Raw genomic sequence first — 24,745 nt, forward strand, 5'->3', positions numbered from 1 at the left:
TTTATTTATTTTGGCATCGTGTAAACTTGAACACCGTAACCGGCTAGCGCTTGTTCTCCCTGTATCGATTGGTCACTGAATACAGCGTGTAACGGTTGAGCCAACGTCACAGTGGTCGGCTGGTGACTAAAATTAATCACGAAATAATAGCGTTCCGTTGCATTCTCACGAACTTGAATCGCGACTTTTGGCGTTGCTTTGGTGATTGGTAAGCTTGGCTTGAGTTCAAGTTGAATCGCCAATTGTTCATAGAAGGCCGCCAAAAAGTCAGTATCTGTTCGAGCCGCAAGATAGTATGCGCTTCCATTTTCAAGCGTGTTTTTAGTCACTGCGGGTGTGCCGGCATAGAAATCCTTTTGATAAGTGCCCAGCGTCTCGGCCGTCGTCGTCTCAATCACATCACAGTAATCATTGATTTGATAAGCTTGATGATAGGCCGTTAATGCATTGTGCTGTTGCGGATATAACGTATCCGTTTCTTGTACCTTGAGGCCATAGGTTGCTTGTAAATCGGCTAACCCATCACCCTGGTAGGCCAAGAAATCACGGTCAACAACGCCTGTGATATAGGTGCCGACTAAGTGTCCACCCTGTTCAACATAGGCCTTTAGTTTGGCCGCAAATTCCGCACTCATCATAAAGTGCATCGGGTCGATGATGAGGTCATATGCGGATAGATCATCAGTCGTTGCGAGGATTTCGACTGGAATGTCATGTTCCCAGAAATATTGATAATGTTCCTGAATCGTCCGCCAATATTGCTTGGTCTCATTGGCATAATTGCGCGCATCATCCAGGGCCCACATGTTATCGTAATCGAAAACGATGCCGACTTTCGCCCTCGAACGCGTCGTTGCGTGCGCCGCTTGTAGCTGTTGCAAATCTTGCCCCACTTGTTGGACATCCTTGAAGGCCCGAGTCTTAGTTCCCCGACGATTGGTAACGACTGCCCCGTGAAACATTTCAGAAGCTCCCAATGATTGGTGCAGTTGGAAATATAAGACGGAGTCCGCGCCATGGGCAATCTGTTGCAAGCTGCCCATTTCGTGCATGCCAGGACGTTTGGCCCGGTTGTACGGATGCCAATTGACTTGCGATGGCGTGCTTTCCATAATTAGGTAGTTATCATGCTTGAGGCTCCGCATCGTATCATTCATCAAAGCAGTCTTCATAGCTAAGTGCGCGGTGCTTTCATAGCCATTGCTCCAGTTCGGATAAGAATCCCAGCTAACAATATCGACATGCTTAGCAAATTTTTGATAGTCCAAGTCGTAGAAGACGTGTGACTCGGATGGATTGCCACCCATAAAGTTGGCCGTAACTGGTACGTTCGGTGTGAGCTCACGTAGCGGTTGGATTTCCGATTCAAAGAAATCAATCGTCTGGTCAGTCACAAACCGGCGCCAATCCAGGTTTAATCCCATCACCCCAGTATCTCCTAATGGTGACGGTGCTTGGACCTGATCCCAGCTTGTATAATCATGACTCCAAAAGTCATTCCAATAAGCGTGATTCAAATGGCCTAAGGTCTGATACTTTTTTTGAATCCACTGACGAAAGGCTGCCTGACACAAGTCACAGTAGCAAGCACCACCGTATTCGTTGGAGATATGCCACAATAACAAGCTCGGTCGCTTACCATATCGTTCGGCTAGCTTCCGATTGATGGCTTGCACCTTTTCACGATAAATGGGAGAGGTAAAACAATGGTTATGGCGCTCGCCAAATTGATTCCGTTGGCCCTGTTCATTGACCCGCAACACTTCTGGATACTTTTCAGCCAACCAACGTGGCCGGGCACCGCTTGGCGTTGACAGGATAATCTTGGTTCCTTGTACTTCAGCTTGATCAAAGATTTCATCCAGCCAACTGAAGTCATAATGTCCCTCAGAAGGTTCTAACTTATCCCAAGCAAAAATACCCAACGTTACCGTATTAATTTTGGCTTGCTTAAATGCTTTAAAATCTTGTTTGATGACGCCGGGCTGGTCCAGCCATTGATCTGGATTGTAATCACCACCATGTAAAAATTCAGTGGTCTTGATTGGATTGGTCATTTGCAACGCACCCTCACTTTTCTGTCTAATCAATTTATCTTTAACAGCTCTTATGATAAGCGCTTTCATTGTCGAATGTAAGCCGTTTTACTAAAATAATTACTAAATATGAGTAAACAACATTTACGTTCCGTTTATTATCGTTACTACTTTTATTTCCGCGAATGAAAGCGTATTATTACTGTGAAGGCATTTCAATCAGTAACCAATTGTTTATTAATCCACATTGAGAGGGGTGTGTTTCAATGCCAACTATTCGTGAAATTGCCGCTAAGGCTGGCTACTCACCAGCGACTGTCTCGCGGCTATTAAATAACGACCCGACATTTTCAATCTCAGATCACGCGCGTCAAAAGATTCTCCAGACGGCTCAAAACTTAAATTATCAGCAGCCGAACACGACTCACGGCCTGACTTACCAGGTTGCGGTCATTTTTGCGGTGCAGCCGAAACAAGAATTAGAAGATATTTATTTCAGCAATCTCCGGCAAGGGCTAGTGGAACATGGTAAACAGGCTAATCTGGACCTGACTTTTTATCCTGACATTGACCACATCCCCGCCGATATTGATGGGGTTATGGCAGTCGGTGAATTCGACACCCCAACCCTCAAGCACTTGCGGCAACTGACGCCTCACCGGATTTTTGTCGATTCCAACCCGGATCCGCGACATTTCAATTCGGTTCAACCAAATCTGCAAGCCATCACTGAGTACGCGATCGACCAATTAATCGCTGCCGGCAAAACGCCAATTGGGCTCATTAACGGTGGTTATTGGAGTAAAGATCAACAAGTCACCCATCATCAAGACCCACGACAAAAGTACTTTGAAAGTCGCTTGCGTGAATTGCAGCTCTTCGACGAACGATTTATGTTCGTTGGTGGCTCTTTTTCAGTTGCCAGTGGCTATCAACTAGGTCAGCAGGTCGTCCAATCGTTGTACAGACAGGCACTCCCTAAAGGATTCCTAATCGGTTCAGATCCCCTAGCAGTCGGTGTCTTACAGGCTTTCAACGAAAACAAGATCACCGTTCCCGCTGACACATCGATCATCAGCATCAACGATATCGACATTGCCCGCTACGTCTCACCGCCATTGACCACTTTTCATATTGATACGGATGACATCGCGGCACAGGCAATCGCGACGCTTAAAGATACCATCATCTTTGATCGTCCTCAGAAACGGATGGTCTTAGTCGATGCGAAATTAGTCTATCGTAAGAGTTTTCTAAAGCCGCGGACTGATTAAATTTGTAAAATACCACCAAAAAAAGACATTTTTGACAATCAGTTTGGCGGCCTTCCGCACGAACTGGTGTCAAAAATGTCTTTTATTAATGCTTAAGTAAATCTAATCTTGCTTTGCGATTGTACTATTTTCTGTTTATTCGATTAGCAACGGACCAGTTACTAATTTCTTTAATAGCTATCGCCAAACCACTGGCCCGCCTATTGCGCCTCCGCCTGCGGATAAGTAATCAAATTGCCACTTTCAAAAGCTGGTAGGCCTTTAACGGCACGATACATCGCCCGTTCGATTTGTTGTAGGCCGCCACCATTGGCAATGGCCATTTTGAGGTCATATTGTTTGACCGCCTTGCTCAATGCTTTGGATGTCGCATGCTTGTTTTGGTTTTGGACCATGACGACAATATCTGTTTGGCTGAGTTGTTGATTGTAGAAGCTGGCGCTGTTGCTATGTTTGAAGGCGTCAATCAGTAGTGCATGACCGTTGTGTTCATCAATCAACTGGGTGATCTGTTGCTGCCGGGTGTTGGCGTCACCCATGACAACGGCGACCGTTTGGGCTTTTAAATCAAAGGCTAACGTTTGAATTGGTTCGGCCGGACCGGTAGAAGTGGTCGACTTGACCCGTTTTTCAGGTCGATTCGCCTGTGCGCCCAGGGGCCGATGACTATGATGGACATAGCGAACGACTGGTTTGTCAGGCTGCTCATTAAACCAAGCGAGGTCGACTAACTGGCCATCATTGATCCGTTGGCGCAAGGCGTCGCGACCTGAAATTTTAAACGTCTCAACGGCGGGATTAACACTCGCTAATGGGGTGCCTTGGTAATTTTGGGTAATCTGATAAGTATCATCAAATGAGTTGTAGTTAACAACGTAGAGCGGGGCCACGGTAATTAAATTTGGAACCTCCGCGTGACTCAAGATTTTTTCAATATAGGGATGATTCTTGCCTCTTTGCATTGTTCCGACTTGAACCCAATCGCCATTTTGAATTTCTAATTGTCTAGCTAGGATTTCATCGTAATAGTAATGTGGTGCTTTGTCATTATCTGGATCAATTAAATCAAACCCTTTTAGTCGCCGTCTAACTTGCATCACGGTATGGTTTGGTTCATCTGGAGATGGTTTAGTTGATTGGGTGACCAGCTCAGTGGATGTTTTTTCAGTCGTTGGCTCCTCAGTTGCTGACTTCTCAGTATTTATCTTCTCAATTGTCGGCCGATCCGTATTCAGTGTCGCTTCATTTTTAACGGTCGGGTCCGGTCTTGACTGTGTGGGTGCTTCTGAATGGGTATCTTCTTTATTTTCTGTCTGTTCTAGTGGTGTCTCGGATGCGGCTAATTTTAAAATTTCTTGGATGGTCACAGCGCCGCTTGCTAAGCCATCGTCAGTCGGTTGAATCATGGCCAGTGTTTTTTCAATGGCCATTCGATAATCACGATATTTCTGCATATATTATCCTCCTCGATTTAAAATTTAGTTTGGTACGCTCTATTATCAATGAAACAGCGCTACTTTACCAGTGTCTTCAAAAGTTACCCTTCCAACACCGCCAAAAACACCTGGCCCATCAGTGCTGCATCATCCGCCACTGAGGCGCGCATATAAGCGGCTTGTTGTTCCTGAGTATAATTGATCTCGAAGCCATGTTGCCGCGCTAAAACGGCCGTGAATAGCCGGGTCGTCCGTCCATTACCTTCACGGAACGGATGAAACATATTGATTTCAGTCACGAGACTGCCTAACGCCTGGGCGATTTTTTCACGGTCGTCGGGCAATTGTGCATAATCGTCGAGTTGGCGCTGAATATCTAATTCAGCATTACCGAACAGGGCGACGGGATGAAAAAACGTGACGACCCCGTCCATCGTTTTATTGAAATCAACTTCGCGATAGTGGCCGGCCCAATCGTAAATTTGATCCAGTAAATAAGCATTGATTAACTTCATTTCTTCAATCTTACGTCCGGTCAACTGCTGACCATTGGGCAACCTGTATTGATTTTGAATCAAGGCTTGTTGCTGTTGCGTGCTTATCTTGTACTCGATTTTCTGTAACGTTTCCGCGTTGGTTATTCCTAACAAATTACGCAATGTGCCATTTGGTTGAAGGTAGTCCGCCCAGACTTTTCTCATTCAGCTTTACGGTCGGCGGAGGCTTGAATTGTTGCTAGCATCTCTTGTGCACTGATTGGCCCATCCTCATAAAAACGACTCGCATCCTCAATATCTCGCTTCGTTGGTTCAAAGCCCTCATACATATTACTGATAATGGCATTCAGAGTTGCCCGATACTCCTTGCGATTCCGAAATGGCACGTCCATAATCGTCAGTTTTTGGTCATCGTGTTCTAGATACATAATTTGATCGTCCTCCTTGAATTGTGTCAATGCAGGAAAAACTGCATCATCCGCTGCCAAAATTTGAATCAAGCGCACCGCGGCGCCACTTGGTTGATAGTCTGCTTGTTCCCAGTGCTGCACCGTTCGAACTGATGTGTTGAGTAGCTTCGCCAGTTGGGCTTGACTAATTCGGTAATGTTGCCGAATTTGTTTGAGCGTTGCCGCTGTCGATTTCATTTCCATCACCTCACCGCTATTATACCCTTCAAGGGTAGATCCGTCCTGTTTACGAACTTGCGCCACCCCAACACACCGCTCATAACAAGCAAGCCATATTATTTAGATACGCAATTCATTGGTGCTGCCATTTTTTAAATCGAATAAAATCTAGTTCATTGTCGATGTTTAACGATTGGCACAAAAAAGCCACTAAAGATTAGTGACTTTGCGGCCATTTCAATGGTTCATTTCATCAACTTGCCTTGAGACGTTTTTTTCCATCAGAATAAATTCATATTCCGAATTATTAGAAGCAACCATCTCAGTACCAACTTTCACATAACCGGCCTTAATATAGACTTTGATGGCTCGCTCATTGAACGCCACCACTGATAAAACTAATGTTTGATACTTCTGATGTTGCAAAACAAAATGTTCAATCAACTTCAGAAACGATAACCCGAGCCCCTGACCAGTTAGATCAGGTTTAAGCCCCAACCCGATTTCTGCCTTTCGTGCTGATAACGGCTCAATACAAAAGTAGCCGGTCAACTCATCATCATTGACAACCTGAAAATAGCGGTCTCCTCTTAAGTCTGGCGAGATAATTTCTTCAAAATCCTCGGGGTCTTCGGTCATATCATAAAATGAATAGACGCCCTCATAATGCCAATCATTGGCGATAGTTTCGGCATTACCTTGGGAAAGCATCTCAATCTTTATCTTTTTAAATTGTTCCATTCGTCAATCCTCCTGTATTCTCAATGAAAAAAACACACCTACTAAGATAACTAATGCCATCAAACCAAAGGCTAATGACACACCGGCTGCATGATAAACATATCCAAATAAACTTGTACCAAGTGGTGCAGCAATTGTAAAAAGTGATGTAACAGTTGTAAAAATCGCAACCCTGCCATTTTCTGGCACAATTTCTAAAAGCCAAGAATCCATGGCACTATCTACAAAGGCCATTAAGGTCCCTAATAAAAATACTGTTACAATAGTTAATTGCCAACTTTTTATGAACATGAAACTAAACAAAGCGGATGAACATGCTAAGAACCCAACGATTGCAATTGGTTTTACACGCCATTTACCGGCCACAATACCAAATAATGTAGATCCAAGTATCATCCCAGCCATTAGTCCACTATCTACAAATCCATAGACAGTCGCTCCCATTTTTAATACCTCATTGACAAAAGCCGTTAATATTACATCAAGCGGGGCAAATGAAATATTAACAGCAATTGCCAGCAGAATAATTCCAACTAGAAGTTTTGAACTAAGAATATGTCGAAATGTCTGTATCATGTCAAAATTACTAGAATCTTCATTTACTACCACATTTATTTTTAAAAACATCGCTAATATACTTGATATCATGAAAACAAAAGAAATCATTGTGAAGAGAGTTTGATACCCAAAAGCATCAAAAACAACACCACTGATAGACACACCAATAAGCTCGAACGCAGCAGTAATGCTATTTGATAAGCCTACCCACGTTCCCAATTTAGAACTTGAACCCGCTACCTCTGGAATAATTGTTGTCGTAGCAGCTGTTCGAAGTTGTTCAAAAACTTGTATGACAATATTAATAATAATTGCAAGCCAAATACCAAAACGTGTGGTACAAGCAATCGCAATTATTAAGAAAAGCACCGCACGTATTAAGTCACTATATACCATTAAAAATTTGGACCCTCTTTTATTTGCAAGCGCGGAAATAACGACAGCAAAGATAGCAGGTAAAGATTGTAGAACTCCTGCTAAGACTAACGTTGAAACTTTCCCACTAGATTTAAGAACGAACCAATATATGGCCAATGCAGAGGCACTGTTGGCCGCTGATGACGCGGAAACAGAGGATAAATATTTTATTACTTCGAAACCTGATATTTTTGTTTGCCTTTTCATTTCTACCCCTATGTTGTATAAATGTGATATTCAAGAGATTTTGCTTTCAATTCGTGAGTAACAAGAGCAAGTTTTCTCTCATAATCACTTTCAGTTTGATCCAATAACAATCCAATGTATGTACCAGTATGCGACACTATTACGCCAAGTATCGAAAAATCATCGACAATCTGAAGCATTTCCGTCAAATATTTTTTAGGCAAAACATCTTGATTAATAATTGCACTTTGAGTACATACACGTCCTATTGCTGAAACATCACGCTTTTTCATAACATGACGAAGATCTGCTAACAGAGTCTCTTGAAGATAAAACGTGTTTAATGTTTGCTCCTGCCTTTTTTTATAACAAGATATTGTGTCGATTACACCGCCCTCATCAACAGCTAAGATTGTGATTGATGGAAGAAAATCATATTTTTCTTCACACTGTCCAATGCGATTATAAAAAAGCACACTTTTGTCGTACATAACTGCATCAGAAAGCTCAACCGTAGATATAATTTTCCCAATCTGTTCCAGATTAACCTTAATTTTTGAATAATCTATAAATGCCCGTATTGCAGCGACTAAATCTGCTGAAGAGCTTGACAACCCTTTACCCTCCGGAATCCTACTCTCAACAATAAAAGTGCCCGATACAGTAATTTTGAGCAATTCAGCCAATCCTTTGATTGCTGCAATAACTTTTGTTTTATAACTTGGGACCACGCGCACTAATCCAGAATTATCCGGAATGAATTTTACCTTAGAATTTAAATTTATCGGCATTGTTACTAAAAAAAACTAGTTTTATTTACAAATCTGTTTCCTTGTATGATTTCACCAAAAGATGCATGTGACTCTCCATATCCCGACATCAATCTGATTGCTTCCTTATACTTTTTTATATTCCTTAACAATCTGATCAACTAAGTATCTAATCTCGTTTTTCCCAATTAAGATTCCATCAAAGTCAATCGTTATTTCTATTTTTCCCTTCCAACACATAAATAACTAGTGGAAAATCTATCGGTGTTTGAATAATTTCTTTAAACTTAACCCTTGTGGACATATTCAAAGGTGTTAGTTTTATTTTTCTTGCATATACATATGCTATTTGAACAAAACCAGACTTTTCATTTCGAGATGGAAAATTTAATGTACTCAGAATCTCATCAAAAGAAAGTCTTTGTCTCCAGAAAAGTTCCATAAAATTATCAGTCATCATGCTTACACACTCTTCTAGGCTAGGAGTAAAATCACTACGTCCAATCATCATCGGTAACATATTAACGAAGTGTCCCTGGATATATAACTCTTCTTTAAACCTATTTACATAGGGTATAGCAATATTCAATTTATCCTTAAAGTTTGAACAGTATCTTTTTGAAAGAACATTTGAAATTATCTCCCCCATTAGAATGTTTATAGAAGTTAAGCTTTGCTTTTTTTTGATCAACTTAAATTGAACTCTTTGTTGAGAAATCTCCCAATCCTTTTCAGATATCCATATAATTTTAATGTCATCAATTCTGGTATACTTTTCTGCCCATTCCTTCCTGATTCTAACCAGATCATTCCTTGTCATACCAAAGTTTGGCTTTTCAACAAAAGCTAAAAAGTTTGAACTCGTCGGTAACTCTTGTTGAACGCCATTATAATAATCAACCACTTGATTCCAAAAAAGATGCACAGAAAATTGGTCAAAAATAATATGATGAAATTGAAACAATACTCTAACATTAGTTTTACTCAAGCGATAAATGGTTATCTTGTACAAGGGACCATCATCTAAGTTAAACCTAGTTTTGTTTATATTTTCCAGGACTACAAACGAAACATCATTCGTATCAGTTTGTATCGAAGTTCTCTCCGAAAACATTAACTGATTATCTTTTAAGTAAAAGTAGACGTTGTAGGCACTTTGACTTTGTAGTACGCACTCAATTGCTTTTTTTAGCCTCTTTATCCCAACCCTTCCCGATACGTCAACTGTAAATGTAACTTTTGACTGCTGGTTTTTAGAAGAATGGGTTTTCTCAGATAACCAAATTTGCGTCTGAGAACTTGTTGCTGGCGAACCTTTTAACAGGCCCTTTGAATCCGGGGCATTAAATACTTTCATGTTCATCTCCAATTCTTGTAAATGTATGATTCAAAATAAACCATTACCGCCTTCTGTGAAATATAATTTCAAAATAATAAAAGCATTAAAATCGTTCAAAATGATTAATTGATTAAACATTAATTGTCTTACTGTAATCTAGATGTAACTAATTGTCAATTTTTTAATTAATCTTTAATTTAAAAAAAGAGTAGCATTCAACGGGGGTATTTAATATTTTAAAGACCCCAAAATTAATCATGTAATAGGAGAAGCCATGAACACTAACAACGATTCATTAAAGACTTTCAATAATCAAAAAATTGATTGGGAACACACCATTTCAGGAGGTTTCAAGTTCAAATAATCACATATCTATTTTCGCCAAACTTGAGTCCATTCAATATGCTTAACAACGTAAAGGTTCGTCCCGCATATTACATCATTGAACAGGCCATAAAATCCGGAAAAATCAATCAGAATACTACAGTAATCGAATCCTCATCCGGTAATTTTGGAGTTTCACTGGCAACTATTTGTAACTTATTGCAATTAAAATTCATTGCAGTTATAGAGCCAAATATTAGTCCTTGTCCCCTAATACTGCGTACCGGACTTTAACGTTAACATTATTTATATTAACGTTCCTTGAACGAATTAACAGTCTGCCACCAATTCAAGTCAGTCGCTACTGCCAACGAGCAAAAATGAAATTAGCGCACCCGAAAGCATCACCAAAATAAGTGCCCATTACTACGGCACCTGCTATTCGGAATAATAAAATTGATAACTACGAAAATTTAGTATACGATATTACCGTATTCAATAATGGTTTGACGTTACCCCGTTTGATCAATAGTCAATCAATTCGTGGGCTCGGAAGTCCGTATCAAATGCGCCCATCCAAAGTTTTTTAATCTGACAGTCTATTTTTTGCTGGAATGTTAATATTCACTTGTAACAGTACAACAGTGAAGTCAAACTAACATTAGCTAGAGCGAGCGGTATAAAAATTAACGAACGTTTGTGAGATCGCAAATTTTACTTGAAATACAATTTTGGAGGCAACTATGAATTTTCTTCCGATAACTAACTATGATTCTTCACCTAAAGCGATTATTAATCCCTTTAGAGATGAAGATTATCAATTTCCAGATAAGATGTTACTGGCATTCGTAACGCCAGAAGTGATGCGTAAGTTTAGTCAAGAATACAACGCTGAAGCGTTAGCAACTTTTCCGATGTTTTCGGGTGCCATTCAGGTCTTTCAAATTAATTGGCATGGTGAAACGATGGGGGTCTGTCGTTCGGTTTTGGGTGCACCAGCCGCTGCACAGATTATGGAATTCCTAATTGCTTATGGTGCCAAACAGATTATTGCGGTAGGCTCTTGCGGTGTTCTGCGAGAAATTCCAGAGAATTCTTTTTTAATTGTTACGGAAGCTTTGCGTGATGAGGGGACATCCTATCATTACTTGCCAGCAGCGCCAAGTATTCAGCTTGATTCGGACATAATTGCATCTGTTCAGGCGTCACTACGCAAGAATTCAGTTGCAGCAAAAACCGTCAAGACTTGGACAACCGACGCTTTCTTTCGTGAGACACCTGCATTGGCTGATCAGTATGTGGCACAGGGATTTGAAGTCGTGGAGATGGAATGCTCAGCACTAGCCGCAATTGCTCGTTTTCGCAGGATAAAGTTTGGCCAGATTCTTTTCACGGCTGACTCTTTAGCTAATCCCAAAGCATGGGTGGCACGGAATAGAGGACGAGGTGCGCATACAATGGCATTAATCAATGCGCTGAACTGTTTGATTGACCTTTAGCATTTCACAACCAGAAAGGAAAAATCATGAGCGAAAAATTAACTGATCTACAAAAAAGCATCCAACAAGCAACTGCAGCGCTAAATGGTGATTATTCAAACGTCACGGTCCACGAATCATCGCTGCAACCAGTACCTCACTATTCGGCACAAGATATCAAAGCGATTCGTTCAGAGCTTGGCATCACACAGCGCGTTCTGGCGGTAGTTTTGGCGGTCTCCCCGCGCACGGTTGAAGCTTGGGAAGCTGGCAAATCTCAGCCAAATGGCAGCGCCTGCCGGTTACTACAATTAATTCAGCAGTATCCTAACTTGATTGAAGAAATTTTTACGACTAAATGATTAAAACTAAACCATCCTGAGCCGTTCTGCTAATCCACAGTACAGCTCAGGATGTTTTTCGTTATTTCGTACTCTCCCGTTCCACCAGTGTCGTTCCCAGCTCGATCCGTTGGGCCGCTTGGTGAGCGTCTTGGAATCGGTTGACTAACAGGTCGACGGCGGTCTTGCCCATCAGTTCCGTCTCAACGTTGACCGAGCTGATTTCAGGGTAAACGTATTCCGCCAGCGAGGTATTGTTGAAGCTAAACAGTTTGACGCGTCCAGGAACGGCAATTTTGGCCTGCTGCAAGGCTTTCAGGGCCCCCGCCGCCATTGGGTCATTAGCCACGAAAAAAGCGTGTGGCAAACGCGGCCCTAGCGCGGCAATCGCCCGTTTCATCGTTACATAGCCAGACTGACTCGTGTAGTCGCCAGCCAAGACATACTCAGGATGATAGGCATGGCGGCGCTCTAACGCTTGCTTGAAGCTTTGTTGGCGCTGATTTGGAATCTCAACTTGTTGATCCGTCGACCACTCCTGACCATAGATCATGCCAATATCTTGGATCCCGCGCCGCCAGAAATAGTCGACGACCCGACTCGTGGCAAACGTGAAGTCCGTGACGACGCTGCTGAAGCCTTGTGCAAACTGGTCATCGTCCACAAACACGAGTTGCGGGGTCAATTCACTCAACTGGCGCACTTGCGTCGGGCTAAACTTCCCCACCGCAATTACCGCGTCAATATCATCACCGACCTGATCCAATTTGTTTTGAAAAATGCTCGTGGTGGTGAAACCGTAGACCTGGGCCTGATGTTCAATTCCTTTGCGAATCGCTAAGTAATACAGATCATCGTGCTCCTGCGTCTTGGAATACCACTGGATCACTGCAATATTCTTACGCATCATCGTTTTCACGTCTCGCCGTTTGCGCTTGCTATAACGTAGCTCCGCGGCGATGGCAAACACCCGTTGGCGCGTCTGGTCGCTCACAGACAGCGTGCGATCATAATTCAATACTCGCGAGACCGTTGCCAGCGAGACATCTGCCCGGTTGGCAATATCTTTTAACGTGACGGCCATCGTCTCGCCTCCTTCTAATAACAAACGTGGGGTCGCGGGGACTGGCACCACTGACCAATAATGATTGGCCAGTAGCACAGCAACACCCCGTTGCCCCACGTTTTATTTGCTTAATTTACAATTTAGTCTTTGAGTGTTGCAATGAACCGGTCAAACGCCGCTTCGCCTTGATCGTCCCACTTGAAGACGCCGGCATCTGCCAGTACGCGGGCAAAAACATTGCCGACTGCTTTGTCGATCACCTTGGTGACATTATCGGCAGTGATCGTGTTATCAGCCTTCAATTGGTCAGCCCATGCTTGATGCATTGGGACCATTTCGTTTGGCTGATCCAACAAATATTTGCCCACTTCGGCCAATTCCGTCTTGAGACGTGCTGGTAAAATAGCGCGGCCCATGACTTCGATCAAACCGATATTTTCCTTCTTGATATGTTGCACATCCTGGTGTGGATGGAAGATACCATCAGGGAACTCAGCGGACGTTTGGTTATCACGCAGCACGATATCTAAAACGTAATCGTCGCCAACTTTACGGGCGATGGGCGTCGTCGTGTGATGGCGAGTACCATCCGTATAGGCACGGACGTCCACGCTTTCGTCTGAGTAGTTCATCCACGTGTCATGAATCTTGACAGCGGCATCCGTCAACGCCAAGACATCCGGACTTGATAACCGAATCGTTGACATTGGCCACTTAACGATGCCCGCTTTAACGCCGGCGATTCCTAAGTCGATTGACCGCGCGATTGGCGCCTTCATCATTGGAAAGTCGTGCCGACCACCTTGATAGTGTTCGTGTGACAACATCGAACCACCAACGATCGGCAAGTCCGCATTACTGCCCACAAAGTAATGTGGAAATTGACGAACGATTTCGAGCAAGTTCGTGAATGTTTGCCGGTTGATGACCATTGGCCGGTGTTCTTGATCCAAGAAGATCGAATGTTCATTGAAATAGGCATAAGGGGAGTACTGGAAGCCCCAAGTATCCCCGCCTAATGTCAACCGCACGATGCGGTGGTTACTCCGTGCTGGATAGCCTAAGCGACCCAAGTAGCCTTCGTTTTGCATACATAACTGACACAGTGGGTAGCCATCTTGTGGTTGATTCCGTGCGGCCGCAATCGCTTTGGGATCCTTTTCAGGCTTCGAGAGATTGATGGTGATTTCGAGGTCACCAAAGGCCGTTTTAGCTGGGAAGACCACGTTTTTGGCAATCGCCCGCGTCTTGATGTAGTCGTTGGCTTTGCTCAAATTAAAGAAGTAATCCGTCGCCGCTTTGGGACTGTCTTGATACTTGTCCCAGAAACGTTGGTTGAGGACTGATGGCAACGGTGTCACTAAGTCCATCAACTGGTCAGCCAAGATATCGCGATCCGACTGGGACGCTTCGATCTTGCCATTTTGGATCGCCGTTTCGACCAACGCATCCGTCAAACTCGTTAACTGGTCGTCCGCCGCAGCGACTGGTTCGCCTTCACCAACGAGTCCTAAGACCCGATTGTGCACGTAAATGCGGTCCATCGCGGTATATTGTGATGGTGAGGCAATCACAGCATCAACAAATTGATCTAAACTCGTCATTAGTTCTGGCCTCCCCGATCGTCATAGCCAGCTGGATGACTTTCTTTCCAAGTCCAAGCCGTCTTAATAATTTCCTTGACGTCATCGTATTGTGGCTTCCAGCCCAAGACCTTCCGCGCTTTATCACTAGCGGCAACCAAGGTACTTGGGTCACCCGCACGCCGCGGTGCCATAACGGCTGGAATTGGCTTCCCAGTCACTTCACGCGCAGCATCCAACATTTGTTTGTTAGAAAAGCCAGTTGAAGAACCGAGGTTGAACGCATCACTGTCATGACCTTGTTTGAGATATTCGAGCGCCAAGATATGGGCGTCTGCTAAGTCGACCACGTGAACGTAATCGCGCACATTCGTCCCATCAGGCGTTGGATAGTCATCACCGAAGATCTGTAATTGATCCCGTTCGCCAGCAGCGACTTGTAAAATAATCGGAACCAAGTGCGTTTCTGGGGCGTGGTCTTCACCGATACTGCCATCTGGCTTAGCGCCAGCCACGTTAAAGTAACGAAGCGCCACGAACTTGATGCCGTATGCTAAGTCGGACCAATGCATGATTTTTTCCATCGCCAACTTACTTTCACCATAAGGGTTAGTTGGCACTTGGGGATCAGATTCCTTGATCGGCACTTGTTTCGGCTCGCCGTACGTTGCCGCCGTTGAACTGAAGACGATCCGCTTAACGTCATGCTTAGCCATAACTTCCAACAACTTGACCATCCCGGCCGTGTTGTTGTCAAAATACTTGAGCGGATCCTTCATCGATTCTGGGACCACTGAGAATGCGGCGAAATGAATGACACCTTCCACGTTTTCTTGGTCAAATACGGTATTCATAAACGCCGTATCCCGCACATCACCTTCATAAAATCGAGCTTGATCGTTGACCGCTGCCCGGTGCCCAGTGACCAGGTTATCCACAACCGCCACATCGTACCCTTTTGCAATCAACCGATCAACCGCGTGTGAACCGATGTAACCGGCACCACCTAAAACTAAAACTGCCATTCTAATTCCTCCTCAAATTCCTCAATGCATATAACTGATTTAAATCATGATGCTGTTAACGTTCATTTTTTGATGATTAACGCACATCTTCTAAATTAACGTTCACTTTTTAGTAATTAACGCACATCTTCTAAATTAACGTTAACTTTCTGACGATTAACGTCCTAATCGTCGCGATTAAAGTTCCTTAGGGCCGTCAGCGATTTCTGCGATGTAGAAGTCAGCGTCGTAGCCGATCGTGTCGCGGTAAACTTTACCGACGTTGGCTTTGAAATCATCGACCTTATCCTTGTCAACGATGGCAATGCCACAGCCACCAAAGCCGGCACCAGTCATCCGCGCACCTAATACGCCAGGTTGTTTCCAAGCCGTTTCAGCTAAGGTGTCCAATTCTTTCCCAGTTACTTCGTAGTCAAAGTGTAATGAAACGTGTGAAGCCGTAACTAATTCGCCAAAGGTCGTCAAATCATCATCAGCTAACGCCTTGGTTGCGCGAATCGCACGTTGGTTTTCAAAGACCGCGTGACGAGCGCGTTTGATCAAGGTTTCATCATTGATGAGGTAAGCTGCTGCATCGAACTGGTCGTTGGTCAAATCGCCGAGAGACTTGATGTCCAGCTTAGTTTGTAAGCGCCGCAGTGCTTCTTCACATTCTGAGCGACGTTCGTTGTACTTGGAATCCGCTAATTCACGGCGTTTGTTCGTGTTCATGATGACGATGACGTTGTTACCAAGCTTAACTGGCGCATAGGAATAATCCATCGTGTTGGTATCTAGTAAAATTGCTTGATCTTTTTTACCCATTCCAACGGCAAATTGGTCCATGATCCCGGAGTTAACGCCCACGTAGTTGTTTTCACACTTTTGGCCAATCTTAACTAAGTCTAATTGGCTTATGTTGAGGTCAAACCCAGTGTTCAACATGATACCGGTCAATAGTTCGATTGAAGCGGATGAAGACAGGCCGGCGCCATCTGGCATGTTACCGTGAACGTAGAAGTCGAACCCGTGATCGAATTTGACACCGGTCTTGGCGATTTCATTCATCATCCCTTTAGGATAGTTCGTCCAACCAGCGGCTTTATCATAGGCTAAATCATTAACGTCGAAAGTCACGATGCCCGCATCTGGAATGTTTGCGGAATACATCCGAACCGTCGTATCCGTCCGTGGTGCGTAGACCCCGTATGTCCCAATCGTAATCGCACATGGGAAGACGTGACCGCCGTTGTAATCAGTATGTTCACCGATCAAGTTAATCCGACCAGGTGAGAAGAAGACCCGTTCTGGTGTGGTATCAAAGGCTTCGGTAAACTCCTGTTTTAAGTCGCTAGTTTTCATGAAAAATCCCTCCGTAAATAGTTTTACTAAAATTTTATTAACTTGACTATAATGCTTTTAGTGGCCGCTGTCAATACCTTAACAATCCTTTTATAGCAAAAATGGTAACGCTTTACCATTTCGCCTGAACCTAGGCTTCATTTTCGATTTACGCCGAGGTTATTATCCCGTTATCATCAATTGATTTAGTTAAATTTTAACTAAAATATCGTGTACAAATACCCCACAATGTTTTATCATCATAGTTGTAAGCGTTTTTATTAACGATTTTGAAAGGAGCTTCCTCATGCAAGCTAATCTTCAATGGTTAGACGACCCGGAAGTGTTCCGGGTTAACCAATTACCTGCGCATAGTGACCATCACTATTATCACGACGCAGCTGAAATCAAAACTGGCAGTCGTTTCGTTAAGTCCTTAAATGGTGCTTGGCGCTTCAACTTTGCCAAAACACCGGCCGAACGCCCCGTTGACTTCTATCAACCGGACTTTGATGCGAGTGACTTCGACACGATTCAAGTCCCCGGCCACATCGAACTCGCCGGGTACGGTCAGATTCAATACATCAATACGCTCTATCCGTGGGAAGGTAAAATTTACCGGCGCCCACCATACACCCTGAATCAGGATCAATTAACCCCTGGCCTGTTCAGTGATGCTGACGACAACACGGTCGGCTCATACCTTAAAACATTCGATTTAGACGATGCCTTCAAAGGGCAACGGGTCATCATTCAATTCCAAGGGGTTGAAGAAGCCTTATACGTTTGGTTGAATGGGCACTTCATCGGTTACGCCGAAGATAGTTTTACACCATCTGAATTCGACTTGACGCCCTACATCCAAGACACCGACAACGTCTTGGCCGTTCGGGTCTACAAACGAAGCACGGCATCCTTTATCGAAGACCAAGATATGTTCCGCTTTTCCGGGATTTTCCGCGACGTCAATTTATTGGCTGAACCTGCCACTCACCTCAACGACTTGGATCTGCGTCCAACCGTCAACGATGATTTTGAAAGCGGTGTCTTGAATGTCACCACTAAGCTGACTGGCGATGCGGCCACTTTGGCACTTACCGTTAAGGATCAGGACGGTCAAGTTGTTGCAACGCAAACCCAAACGGGCAGTGACACCGTGAAATTTGACGCAATGGCTTTTGACCAAGTTCAGCTCTGGTCACCAGCTTCACCGTATCTCTATCAATTACTGATTGAAGTTTACGATGCTAATCACGAGCTTTTAGAAGTCGTTCCTTACAAGTTTGGCTTCCGGACCGTTGAACTCCGTGACGACAAGGTCATTTACGTCAACAATCAACGACTGGTCATCAACGGCGTCAACCGGCACGAATGGAATGCGCATACTGGTCGGGTGATTACGATGGCCGATATGAAGGCTGATATCCAGACGATGTTAGCGAATAACATCAACGCTGATCGGACTTGCCACTACCCAGACCAATTGCCATGGTATCAACTCTGTGATGAAGCTGGCATCTATTTAATGGCTGAAAACAACTTGGAATCACACGGTTCTTGGCAAAAGATGGGCGCAATCGAACCGTCCTACAACGTCCCTGGCGACAATCCACACTGGCTTGAAGCTGTGGTGGACCGGGCCCGTTCGAATTACGAATGGTTCAAGAATCACCCATCCATCATTTTCTGGTCACTCGGTAACGAATCATTCGCTGGCGAAGACATTGCCGCAATGCAAGTCTTCTACAAGCAACACGACGATTCACGACTCGTTCATTACGAAGGTGTGGTGCACACGCCTGAACTAAAAGACCGGATTTCAGATGTCGAAAGTCGTATGTACGAAAAGCCGGACGAGATCGCCGCTTATTTGGACGACAATCCGGCCAAGCCATTCCTCGATTGCGAATATATGCATGATATGGGGAATTCACTCGGTGGCATGAAGTCTTACAACGATTTGATTGATAAATACCCAATGTATCAAGGCGGCTTTATCTGGGACTTTATCGACCAAGCCCTGTTCGTTCATGATCCAGTCACTGACCAAGACGTCCTTCGTTACGGTGGCGACTTCGATGAACGCCATTCTGACTATGAATTTTCCGGTGACGGCTTAATGTTTGCCGACCGGTCGCCAAAACCAGCAATGCAAGAGGTGAAATATTACTATGGCTTACACAAATAATCAGTTACACGTTATTTACGGTGATGGCAGCTTAGGCCTGGCCGGCGATAACTTCCACTACCTATTCAGTTACGAGCGCGGTGGTCTCGAATCACTACTCGTCAACGGCAAGGAATGGCTTTATCGGACGCCGACACCAGTCTTCTGGCGCGCAACCACCGACAATGATCACGGGAGCGGTTTTTCGACTAAATCAGCGCAGTGGTACGCGGCTGACAAATTCTCAACCTGCCAAGACATTCAATTGACGGTTGATGACCAAGCCATCACGCCATTACCGATCGCACCGCTCAACAATCGCTACACCGACCATGAAACGGCCACGAAAGTCTCCTTGGCTTATCAATTCGTGACGACGACCGTTCCTAGCACGACGGTCACAGTCACCTACACCGTGACGGCCGATGGTCAGATCAACGTGGCGACGCACTATGCTGGCAAAGCTGGCTTACCGGAGTTACCAGCATTCGGGTTGCGGTTCATCATGCCAACGACCGCAAACGGCTTCGATTACACCGGACTATCAGGCGAAACCTATCCTGACCGTTTAGCCGGCGCTAGTCATGGCCAGTTCCACGTTGACAGTCTACCCGTCACCCCTTATCTGGTGCCACAAGAATGCGGCATGCATATGCAGACAGAACAAGTCACGGTAACACGGTCAACAACGCAAAACAACGCTGACCATAGTAGCGAACCCTTCAGCCTGACGTTCAGTCAAGTTGACGCGCCCTTCGCTTTCAGTTGCTTACCTTATACCGCCGCAGAACTGGAAAACGCCACTCACATGGAAGAATTACCGTTAGCTCGACGGACCGTCCTCTCCATTTTCGGTGCCGTTCGTGGTGTCGGTGGGATCGACAGTTGGGGAACCGACGTCGAATCCCAGTACCACATTCCAGCTGATCAGGATATCGATTTCAGCTTCAATATCCACTTTTAAAATCAGCTGATGATGCCGTGTGTGATGGCTAGCCCGCCTAGCGATGACAACTAAATATGGGTACTAAAATGGCAGTCATTTTCGATAATGGCTGCCATTTTTGTCTGGTTGCGGATGAGCTAGCTTGAATGCTCCGCTAGCTAAAAATGGTCATTTACAGGCATGTAGCTGTCTGTAAATGACCATTTTAATTTGAAGTTTTACTAATTTGTTTCACGACTAGCAAGCAACCGGATTAGGAATGATTCGCCCAGCAGTCATGCCATCCGTGCAAATCCATCATGCGCACACTAATCCTTTGCCCGGAAATAGTGAATCTGAGCAGTGAAATCACTGGTTTGGACCGGCGTCGTGTAGAGTCCTAGTTGCATGAGTTCATCCCCGCCATAAGCGCGCTGGCTGTCGGCTTCAACGTAAGTCTGTTCAGGATCCAGTCCCGCCATCTTAGTAATATGGGGTTCTGGCTGAACGGCGCCTAAAATCACAAAGGTGAATAACAAGGCTTCGCGTTGATCGTGACTGACAAATTGCCAAGCCACGGTATTAGAGTCAAATGGACTCTCAAGACGATAGAACGTGCCGTATTGGATCAAGTCACGGTGTTGCTTGTAGAACGCCACTTGTTCCTTAACAGCAGCCTTATCCGCATCACTCAACTGGGCTGCGTCTAATTCATAGCCCAACGTTCCGCTCATTGCGACCGCACTCCGCATCTTCATCGAGGTCGACCGACCTAATAATTCGTCAGGACTCGTCCCGACGTGCGCCGTAATCGCAGAGATGGGGTAAACCAGCGAAGTCCCGTATTGAATCTTCAAGCGTTCGATGGGGTCATTGTTATCTGATGGCCAGCTTTGTGGCATGTAGTACATTAGCCCGGCATCGAAACGCCCACCCCCACCGGAGCAACCTTCAAACAAGATTTGCGGATAGCGTTTCGTCAAACGCTCCATCAAGTCATAAACGCCCAGAATAAAGCGGTGACTGGTCTCACCTTCATGTTCAGAAGCGCTATGTGGCGAATAGACTTCCGTCAGATTCCGGTTCATGTCCCACTTGATATAATCGATTGGCACTTTGTCCAGCACTGCGGTCATCTGTTCAAACAGGTTGTCAACGACTGCCGGTTGGCTAAAATCAAGGACATATTCGTTCCGTGACAAGGTCCGGCCACGATCAGGGACGCCTAAGACCCAGTCCGGATGTTGCCGATAGAGGGTCGAGTCCGCCGAAATATTTTCCGGTTCGAACCACAGACCAAAACGCATCCCCTTATCATGGGTCCGTTTGCTAATATCAGCTAAGCCCGCCGGTAATTTCTCCCGGTTAACGAACCAGTCGCCCAGTGAGCTTTTATCATCATTCCGATGACCAAACCAACCATCATCCAGCACAAACATTTCGATTCCCAACGGTGCGGCCGCATCCAAAATGCTCTGAATCTTATCCGCATCGAAGTCAAAGTAGGTCGCTTCCCAGTTATTGATCAGGATTGGCCGTGGTTCGTGCTTGTAACGGCTCCGTGCGACCCGTTCCCGCAATAAGTCGTGATAGACTTGCGACATGCCGTTCAAGCCGGTCGTTGAATAAACCATCGCCACTTCTGGCGTCTGGAAACTGTCACCAGCCGCTAATTGCCAATCAAAGTTATATTCGTTGATGCCGACCGTCAGACGGGTCTGACCGATTGGGTCCCGTTCCAGACTGAATTGGTGGTTACCAGAATAAATCAACAACGCCCCGAGCACGTTGCCCCGAAATTCGTTCGTATCTGGATCAGCGAGCGCCACAAACGGGTTCATATGATGAGAACTGGCACCCCGGCGGCTTTCAAACTGAGTGAGGCCGCGATGAAGCCGTTCACGACTCATTTGACGTTCACGCGCGTAACTACCAGGCAATGAGATGGCGTCCAGTGGCTGCGTTGGCAGGTCCATCTGCATCGAAGCCACTTTCTCCAAATCAACGGGTTGCTCACTATGATTGATGATGCGGACACTGCGCGTGATGACGGGCCGATCGCGATAAATGGTGTATGCCAGTTCCGCGGTCACCCCTAACGTCGCGTCACGCATCGTCACAATCAACGTTTGAGCTTCATCTTCCGCTTCGACGTACGTCTGTGGCAAGCCTTTCAAATCGGGTTTACCCGCCTCCAGCCGACAATCTTGGTACCGAAAGTCCACGGTCCGGGCCCCATTTGCGGCGCGAATAATCGCAGCTGGTTGGCGGTAGTCACCGGTGTTGTTGCCACCATATTCCTGTGGGAGATCATCCTTCGAATACGTCCGGTCCGTGGTGTTCGGCAAATTGCCTGAAAATCCCCGGTCAATTCGCGGATACTGGCGTTCGCCGTGATAACCACGGACCCGCGGGCCAAAGTACAAGTGTGCGAGGACCCCACCCGTTTCAACGCCTAAGATATACGAAATCTGATCGTTATGCAGATGAAAGACCAGGTGCTGTTCGTCAATATTAATCAAAGTTTGCTGCAACGTCACTGCCATATCAAATACTTCCTTTCACGATTCCCTACGACTACTGAAAAAAAGAGCTATTAATGGCTCGCGTCATTAATAGCTCTTCTCATCAAGAAACTATGCTTGATCCGGTAAGCCGACATTCGATAACTGTAAAATATCTTCATCATCATGGATGGTGGTTCCTGAAGTCTTCAGGTACTTAAATTCAGGCATATCTTTATAGTTCGTAATAACGACCATCACAGTATCATCCAGGCCAGCTTTTTCAATTGCTGGTTGCCAGAATTCAATCAATTCTTGGCCTTGTGTGACATGATCACCCTTTTCGACGTACTGAACAAAGCCAGTCCCGCGCATCTTGACCGTGCCAATCCCGATATGAATCAGCGTCAAAATACCGGTGTCAGAACGCAGCCCAATCGCATGCCGAGTTGGGAAGGTGGCAACAACTTCACCATCAAATGGCGCTAAAACACGACCATCAGTTGGTTTGATTGCAAAGCCTTTACCCATGCTACCGTTAGCAAAAGTTTCGTCAGCGACTTCATCTAAACTGATCAATTGACCAGCAACTGGATCTTGATAAACAGTCGTCTTAGTATCAGCTTCGGCTTCAACTTCGGCAGGTGTTTCATCAGTTTCCAAGTGAGTTGACCAAGTCTTTTCAAGTTCATCAACGATTTCAGCATGCATCTTTTCGTCCAATTTGACCTTCTTGAAGAAGATGAACGTCCCAATCAGGATCATGGCAGCTGGAACCCCAAACATCATTAATTTGAAGATGGCTTGTCCGTGAGCAGTCACGTCGCCGGCAGTTGCACCAGCAGTCATCCCGGCCCAAACGGCAGTTAAACCAACGACCCCGTTAGAAATCGCGCCACCTAATTTATCAAGCAATGGCCGAACGGATAAGGTCAAAGATTCGTCACGGTGACCAAACTTCAATTGACCATATTCAACGGAATCACTCAAAACCATCAGAACAACTAAGAAAATCAATGGTTGTGGAATGTAGAATAGAACAGCGGCGGCCAAGATCATTGGTAATGATTGACCAGCAAAGGCAAACATGATCAATGAAATCATCATGATGACGATGGCTAAGAAGAACACTTTCCGCCGGCTAAATTTCTTAGCTAATGGTGGGAAGGCCAATACGGCAAAGATCCCGATAACGGCGTTCAAAGAGCCAAGCATCGTGAATTTCGATGCATCACCTAAAATGTAGGTGAAGTAGTAAAGTTCAAGTGAGTTAGTGATGGCAATCCCTGCCGTATAAATCCCATACATCAGTGATAACCACATTAATTGATCATTCCGTGCCAACACTTTGAAGACTTCTTTGAAAGTCGTCTTTTCAGTGTTCTTACGTAATTCAGAATCATTTTCCTTAGTTCCTAATGCAACGACTAAGGCAGAAATCAAGGCGATGGCGGCAATGATAATCCCAAAGGCCATCCAACCACGATTATCACCCTGACCACTGTTAGATTTAACAGAGAACATCAGAACGATTGGCATAACGATAACCCCAACAATGTTGGCACCAATGTTAGAACCAACCCGGGCGTATGTGGCCGTCTTTTCACGTTCGGCTGAGTCAAATGAGATCGCTGGGATCATTGACCAGAAACCCACGTCTTTAAATGAATAGAAGATATCCATCGTGATGTATAAAATTGCAAAAATAATTAAATATAAAATTGGGTTTGACGTGTTCAAGCCGCCTAAATTCGTGAATAACAGTGCTAGAACGACGGAACCGATAATCCCACCAACCACGATCCATGGCTTAAAGTGGCCCCAACGTGAATTGGTGTTATCGATGGCGTTCCCAATCAGTGGGTCAATTGCTAGTTCCACGAACCGCAAGCCCGCAATAATCATGGTGATCCATGCAATCATTTGTGTCCCTTGCGCCCCACTGCTCTTATCGAATAAGTGGGAGGTCACAAACATAATAAAGTATGTCGATAACGTTGCGTAGAAGGCATCATGCCCGAACGCCCCGAATGAATAAGCAAGTCGTGATGTTATCTTCCGACCTTTGCTCTGCTTTTGTTCTGCATCCATAATCTCGCCTCACATCTTTCTTGAATAATTTACATGTT

20 protein-coding genes are annotated in these 24,745 nt (G+C 45.0%); 6 read left to right on the top strand and 14 right to left on the bottom strand.

Annotated elements, in window-relative coordinates:
- Positions 1 to 5: 5 nt before the first annotated feature.
- Positions 6 to 2,057 carry a beta-galactosidase gene (locus tag MZO40_RS10500; protein ID WP_105961657.1) on the bottom strand — a complete coding sequence of 684 codons (2,052 nt, stop codon included), beginning with the start codon at positions 2,055 to 2,057 and terminating at the stop codon, positions 6 to 8.
- Positions 2,058 to 2,302: 245 nt separating this feature from the next.
- Between MZO40_RS10500 and MZO40_RS10505 the strand changes: the two genes are divergently transcribed.
- Positions 2,303 to 3,310: a LacI family DNA-binding transcriptional regulator gene (locus tag MZO40_RS10505; RefSeq protein WP_105961658.1), complete on the top strand. Its 1,008-nt coding sequence runs from the start codon at positions 2,303 to 2,305 to the stop codon at positions 3,308 to 3,310.
- Positions 3,311 to 3,510: 200 nt separating this feature from the next.
- Here MZO40_RS10505 and MZO40_RS10510 read toward each other — a convergent pair whose 3' ends face one another.
- The 7 genes from MZO40_RS10510 to MZO40_RS10540 all read right to left on the bottom strand — a co-directional run bounded on the left by MZO40_RS10510 (position 3,511) and on the right by MZO40_RS10540 (position 9,901).
- On the bottom strand, positions 3,511 to 4,764 hold the full coding sequence (locus tag MZO40_RS10510) for a DUF2325 domain-containing protein (protein ID WP_122217937.1): 1,254 nt from the start codon (positions 4,762 to 4,764) through the stop codon (positions 3,511 to 3,513).
- 83 nt (positions 4,765 to 4,847) lie between these two features.
- The gene (locus tag MZO40_RS10515; RefSeq protein WP_105961661.1) at positions 4,848 to 5,447 is read right to left on the bottom strand and encodes a Fic family protein; all 600 of its coding nucleotides are present in this window, start codon (positions 5,445 to 5,447) and stop codon (positions 4,848 to 4,850) included.
- Entirely contained in the window at positions 5,444 to 5,890 is a 447-nt protein-coding gene (locus tag MZO40_RS10520; protein WP_105961662.1) for a helix-turn-helix domain-containing protein, read from the bottom strand. Before MZO40_RS10520 ends, MZO40_RS10515 begins: the two co-directional genes overlap by 4 nt.
- 219 nt (positions 5,891 to 6,109) lie before the next feature.
- Positions 6,110 to 6,613 carry a GNAT family N-acetyltransferase gene (locus tag MZO40_RS10525; protein WP_105961663.1) on the bottom strand — a complete coding sequence of 168 codons (504 nt, stop codon included), beginning with the start codon at positions 6,611 to 6,613 and terminating at the stop codon, positions 6,110 to 6,112.
- Positions 6,614 to 6,616: 3 nt separating this feature from the next.
- Positions 6,617 to 7,795: an MFS transporter gene (locus tag MZO40_RS10530; protein WP_252133267.1), complete on the bottom strand. Its 1,179-nt coding sequence runs from the start codon at positions 7,793 to 7,795 to the stop codon at positions 6,617 to 6,619.
- Between the two features lie 8 nt (positions 7,796 to 7,803).
- Positions 7,804 to 8,505, bottom strand: a complete 702-nt coding sequence (locus MZO40_RS10535) for a hypothetical protein (RefSeq protein ID WP_165861046.1) — start codon at positions 8,503 to 8,505, stop codon at positions 7,804 to 7,806.
- 244 nt (positions 8,506 to 8,749) lie between these two features.
- Positions 8,750 to 9,901, bottom strand: coding sequence for a condensation domain-containing protein (locus MZO40_RS10540; RefSeq protein WP_165861047.1), 1,152 nt, complete (start codon positions 9,899 to 9,901; stop codon positions 8,750 to 8,752).
- A gap of 384 nt (positions 9,902 to 10,285) precedes the next feature.
- Here MZO40_RS10540 and MZO40_RS17650 point away from each other — a divergent pair, with 384 nt between their 5' ends.
- The 3 genes from MZO40_RS17650 (at position 10,286) to MZO40_RS10550 (ending at position 12,047) form a co-directional block, all read left to right on the top strand.
- Positions 10,286 to 10,501 (top strand): pyridoxal-phosphate dependent enzyme, encoded by a 216-nt coding sequence (locus tag MZO40_RS17650; RefSeq protein WP_105960879.1) that lies wholly within the window; start codon positions 10,286 to 10,288, stop codon positions 10,499 to 10,501.
- A gap of 449 nt (positions 10,502 to 10,950) precedes the next feature.
- Positions 10,951 to 11,706: a nucleoside phosphorylase gene (locus tag MZO40_RS10545; protein WP_105960880.1), complete on the top strand. Its 756-nt coding sequence runs from the start codon at positions 10,951 to 10,953 to the stop codon at positions 11,704 to 11,706.
- A 26-nt stretch (positions 11,707 to 11,732) separates the two neighbouring features.
- Positions 11,733 to 12,047 carry a DNA-binding transcriptional regulator gene (locus MZO40_RS10550; protein WP_105960881.1) on the top strand — a complete coding sequence of 105 codons (315 nt, stop codon included), beginning with the start codon at positions 11,733 to 11,735 and terminating at the stop codon, positions 12,045 to 12,047.
- Positions 12,048 to 12,108: 61 nt separating this feature from the next.
- Here the strand turns inward: MZO40_RS10550 and MZO40_RS10555 are convergent, their stop codons facing one another.
- The 4 genes from MZO40_RS10555 to MZO40_RS10570 all read right to left on the bottom strand — a co-directional run bounded on the left by MZO40_RS10555 (position 12,109) and on the right by MZO40_RS10570 (position 17,041).
- On the bottom strand, positions 12,109 to 13,110 hold the full coding sequence (locus MZO40_RS10555) for a LacI family DNA-binding transcriptional regulator (protein ID WP_105960882.1): 1,002 nt from the start codon (positions 13,108 to 13,110) through the stop codon (positions 12,109 to 12,111).
- 122 nt (positions 13,111 to 13,232) lie between these two features.
- The gene (locus MZO40_RS10560) at positions 13,233 to 14,696 is read right to left on the bottom strand and encodes a UDP-glucose--hexose-1-phosphate uridylyltransferase (RefSeq protein WP_105960883.1); all 1,464 of its coding nucleotides are present in this window, start codon (positions 14,694 to 14,696) and stop codon (positions 13,233 to 13,235) included.
- Positions 14,696 to 15,700 (bottom strand): UDP-glucose 4-epimerase GalE, encoded by a 1,005-nt coding sequence (gene galE, locus MZO40_RS10565; protein WP_003640038.1) that lies wholly within the window; start codon positions 15,698 to 15,700, stop codon positions 14,696 to 14,698. Before galE ends, MZO40_RS10560 begins: the two co-directional genes overlap by 1 nt.
- Before the next feature lie 177 nt (positions 15,701 to 15,877).
- Entirely contained in the window at positions 15,878 to 17,041 is a 1,164-nt protein-coding gene (locus tag MZO40_RS10570) for a galactokinase (protein WP_105960884.1), read from the bottom strand.
- Positions 17,042 to 17,327: 286 nt separating this feature from the next.
- On the opposite strand from MZO40_RS10570, the gene MZO40_RS10575 reads away from it, so the two are divergent.
- Together MZO40_RS10575 and MZO40_RS10580 are read left to right on the top strand one after the other, a co-directional pair.
- The gene (locus MZO40_RS10575) at positions 17,328 to 19,208 is read left to right on the top strand and encodes a glycoside hydrolase family 2 TIM barrel-domain containing protein (protein ID WP_105960885.1); all 1,881 of its coding nucleotides are present in this window, start codon (positions 17,328 to 17,330) and stop codon (positions 19,206 to 19,208) included.
- Complete coding sequence (locus MZO40_RS10580) at positions 19,192 to 20,151, top strand: beta-galactosidase small subunit (protein WP_088770476.1); 960 nt, start codon at positions 19,192 to 19,194, stop codon at positions 20,149 to 20,151. The genes MZO40_RS10575 and MZO40_RS10580 overlap by 17 nt, the downstream gene beginning before the upstream one ends.
- A gap of 290 nt (positions 20,152 to 20,441) precedes the next feature.
- Here the strand turns inward: MZO40_RS10580 and MZO40_RS10585 are convergent, their stop codons facing one another.
- Both MZO40_RS10585 and MZO40_RS10590 read right to left on the bottom strand, forming a co-directional pair.
- Positions 20,442 to 22,658 carry an alpha-galactosidase gene (locus MZO40_RS10585; RefSeq protein ID WP_105960887.1) on the bottom strand — a complete coding sequence of 739 codons (2,217 nt, stop codon included), beginning with the start codon at positions 22,656 to 22,658 and terminating at the stop codon, positions 20,442 to 20,444.
- 90 nt (positions 22,659 to 22,748) lie between these two features.
- Positions 22,749 to 24,707: a PTS sugar transporter subunit IIA gene (locus MZO40_RS10590; RefSeq protein WP_252133268.1), complete on the bottom strand. Its 1,959-nt coding sequence runs from the start codon at positions 24,705 to 24,707 to the stop codon at positions 22,749 to 22,751.
- Between the last annotated feature and the right edge of the window lie 38 nt (positions 24,708 to 24,745).

The sequence above is a fragment of the Lactiplantibacillus sp. B652 genome (genome assembly GCF_023806745.1).
GTDB lineage: Bacteria > Bacillota > Bacilli > Lactobacillales > Lactobacillaceae > Lactiplantibacillus > Lactiplantibacillus pentosus.

Excerpts from the sequence above, each read along its gene's own strand:
- MZO40_RS10520 (WP_105961662.1), bottom strand. The coding sequence starts at position 5,890 with ATGAAATCGACAGCGGCAACGCTCAAACAAATTCGGCAACATTACCGA.
- galE (WP_003640038.1), bottom strand. The coding sequence starts at position 15,700 with ATGGCAGTTTTAGTTTTAGGTGGTGCCGGTTACATCGGTTCACACGCG.
- MZO40_RS10500 (WP_105961657.1), bottom strand. The coding sequence starts at position 2,057 with ATGACCAATCCAATCAAGACCACTGAATTTTTACATGGTGGTGATTAC.
- MZO40_RS10530 (WP_252133267.1), bottom strand. The coding sequence starts at position 7,795 with ATGAAAAGGCAAACAAAAATATCAGGTTTCGAAGTAATAAAATATTTA.
- MZO40_RS10515 (WP_105961661.1), bottom strand. The coding sequence starts at position 5,447 with ATGAGAAAAGTCTGGGCGGACTACCTTCAACCAAATGGCACATTGCGT.
- MZO40_RS10560 (WP_105960883.1), bottom strand. The coding sequence starts at position 14,696 with ATGACGAGTTTAGATCAATTTGTTGATGCTGTGATTGCCTCACCATCA.
- MZO40_RS10555 (WP_105960882.1), bottom strand. The coding sequence starts at position 13,110 with ATGGCCGTCACGTTAAAAGATATTGCCAACCGGGCAGATGTCTCGCTG.
- MZO40_RS10585 (WP_105960887.1), bottom strand. The coding sequence starts at position 22,658 with ATGGCAGTGACGTTGCAGCAAACTTTGATTAATATTGACGAACAGCAC.
- MZO40_RS10540 (WP_165861047.1), bottom strand. The coding sequence starts at position 9,901 with ATGAAAGTATTTAATGCCCCGGATTCAAAGGGCCTGTTAAAAGGTTCG.
- MZO40_RS10575 (WP_105960885.1), top strand. The coding sequence starts at position 17,328 with ATGCAAGCTAATCTTCAATGGTTAGACGACCCGGAAGTGTTCCGGGTT.
- MZO40_RS10505 (WP_105961658.1), top strand. The coding sequence starts at position 2,303 with ATGCCAACTATTCGTGAAATTGCCGCTAAGGCTGGCTACTCACCAGCG.
- MZO40_RS10510 (WP_122217937.1), bottom strand. The coding sequence starts at position 4,764 with ATGCAGAAATATCGTGATTATCGAATGGCCATTGAAAAAACACTGGCC.
- MZO40_RS17650 (WP_105960879.1), top strand. The coding sequence starts at position 10,286 with ATGCTTAACAACGTAAAGGTTCGTCCCGCATATTACATCATTGAACAG.
- MZO40_RS10570 (WP_105960884.1), bottom strand. The coding sequence starts at position 17,041 with ATGAAAACTAGCGACTTAAAACAGGAGTTTACCGAAGCCTTTGATACC.
- MZO40_RS10580 (WP_088770476.1), top strand. The coding sequence starts at position 19,192 with ATGGCTTACACAAATAATCAGTTACACGTTATTTACGGTGATGGCAGC.
- MZO40_RS10590 (WP_252133268.1), bottom strand. The coding sequence starts at position 24,707 with ATGGATGCAGAACAAAAGCAGAGCAAAGGTCGGAAGATAACATCACGA.
- MZO40_RS10545 (WP_105960880.1), top strand. The coding sequence starts at position 10,951 with ATGAATTTTCTTCCGATAACTAACTATGATTCTTCACCTAAAGCGATT.
- MZO40_RS10550 (WP_105960881.1), top strand. The coding sequence starts at position 11,733 with ATGAGCGAAAAATTAACTGATCTACAAAAAAGCATCCAACAAGCAACT.
- MZO40_RS10525 (WP_105961663.1), bottom strand. The coding sequence starts at position 6,613 with ATGGAACAATTTAAAAAGATAAAGATTGAGATGCTTTCCCAAGGTAAT.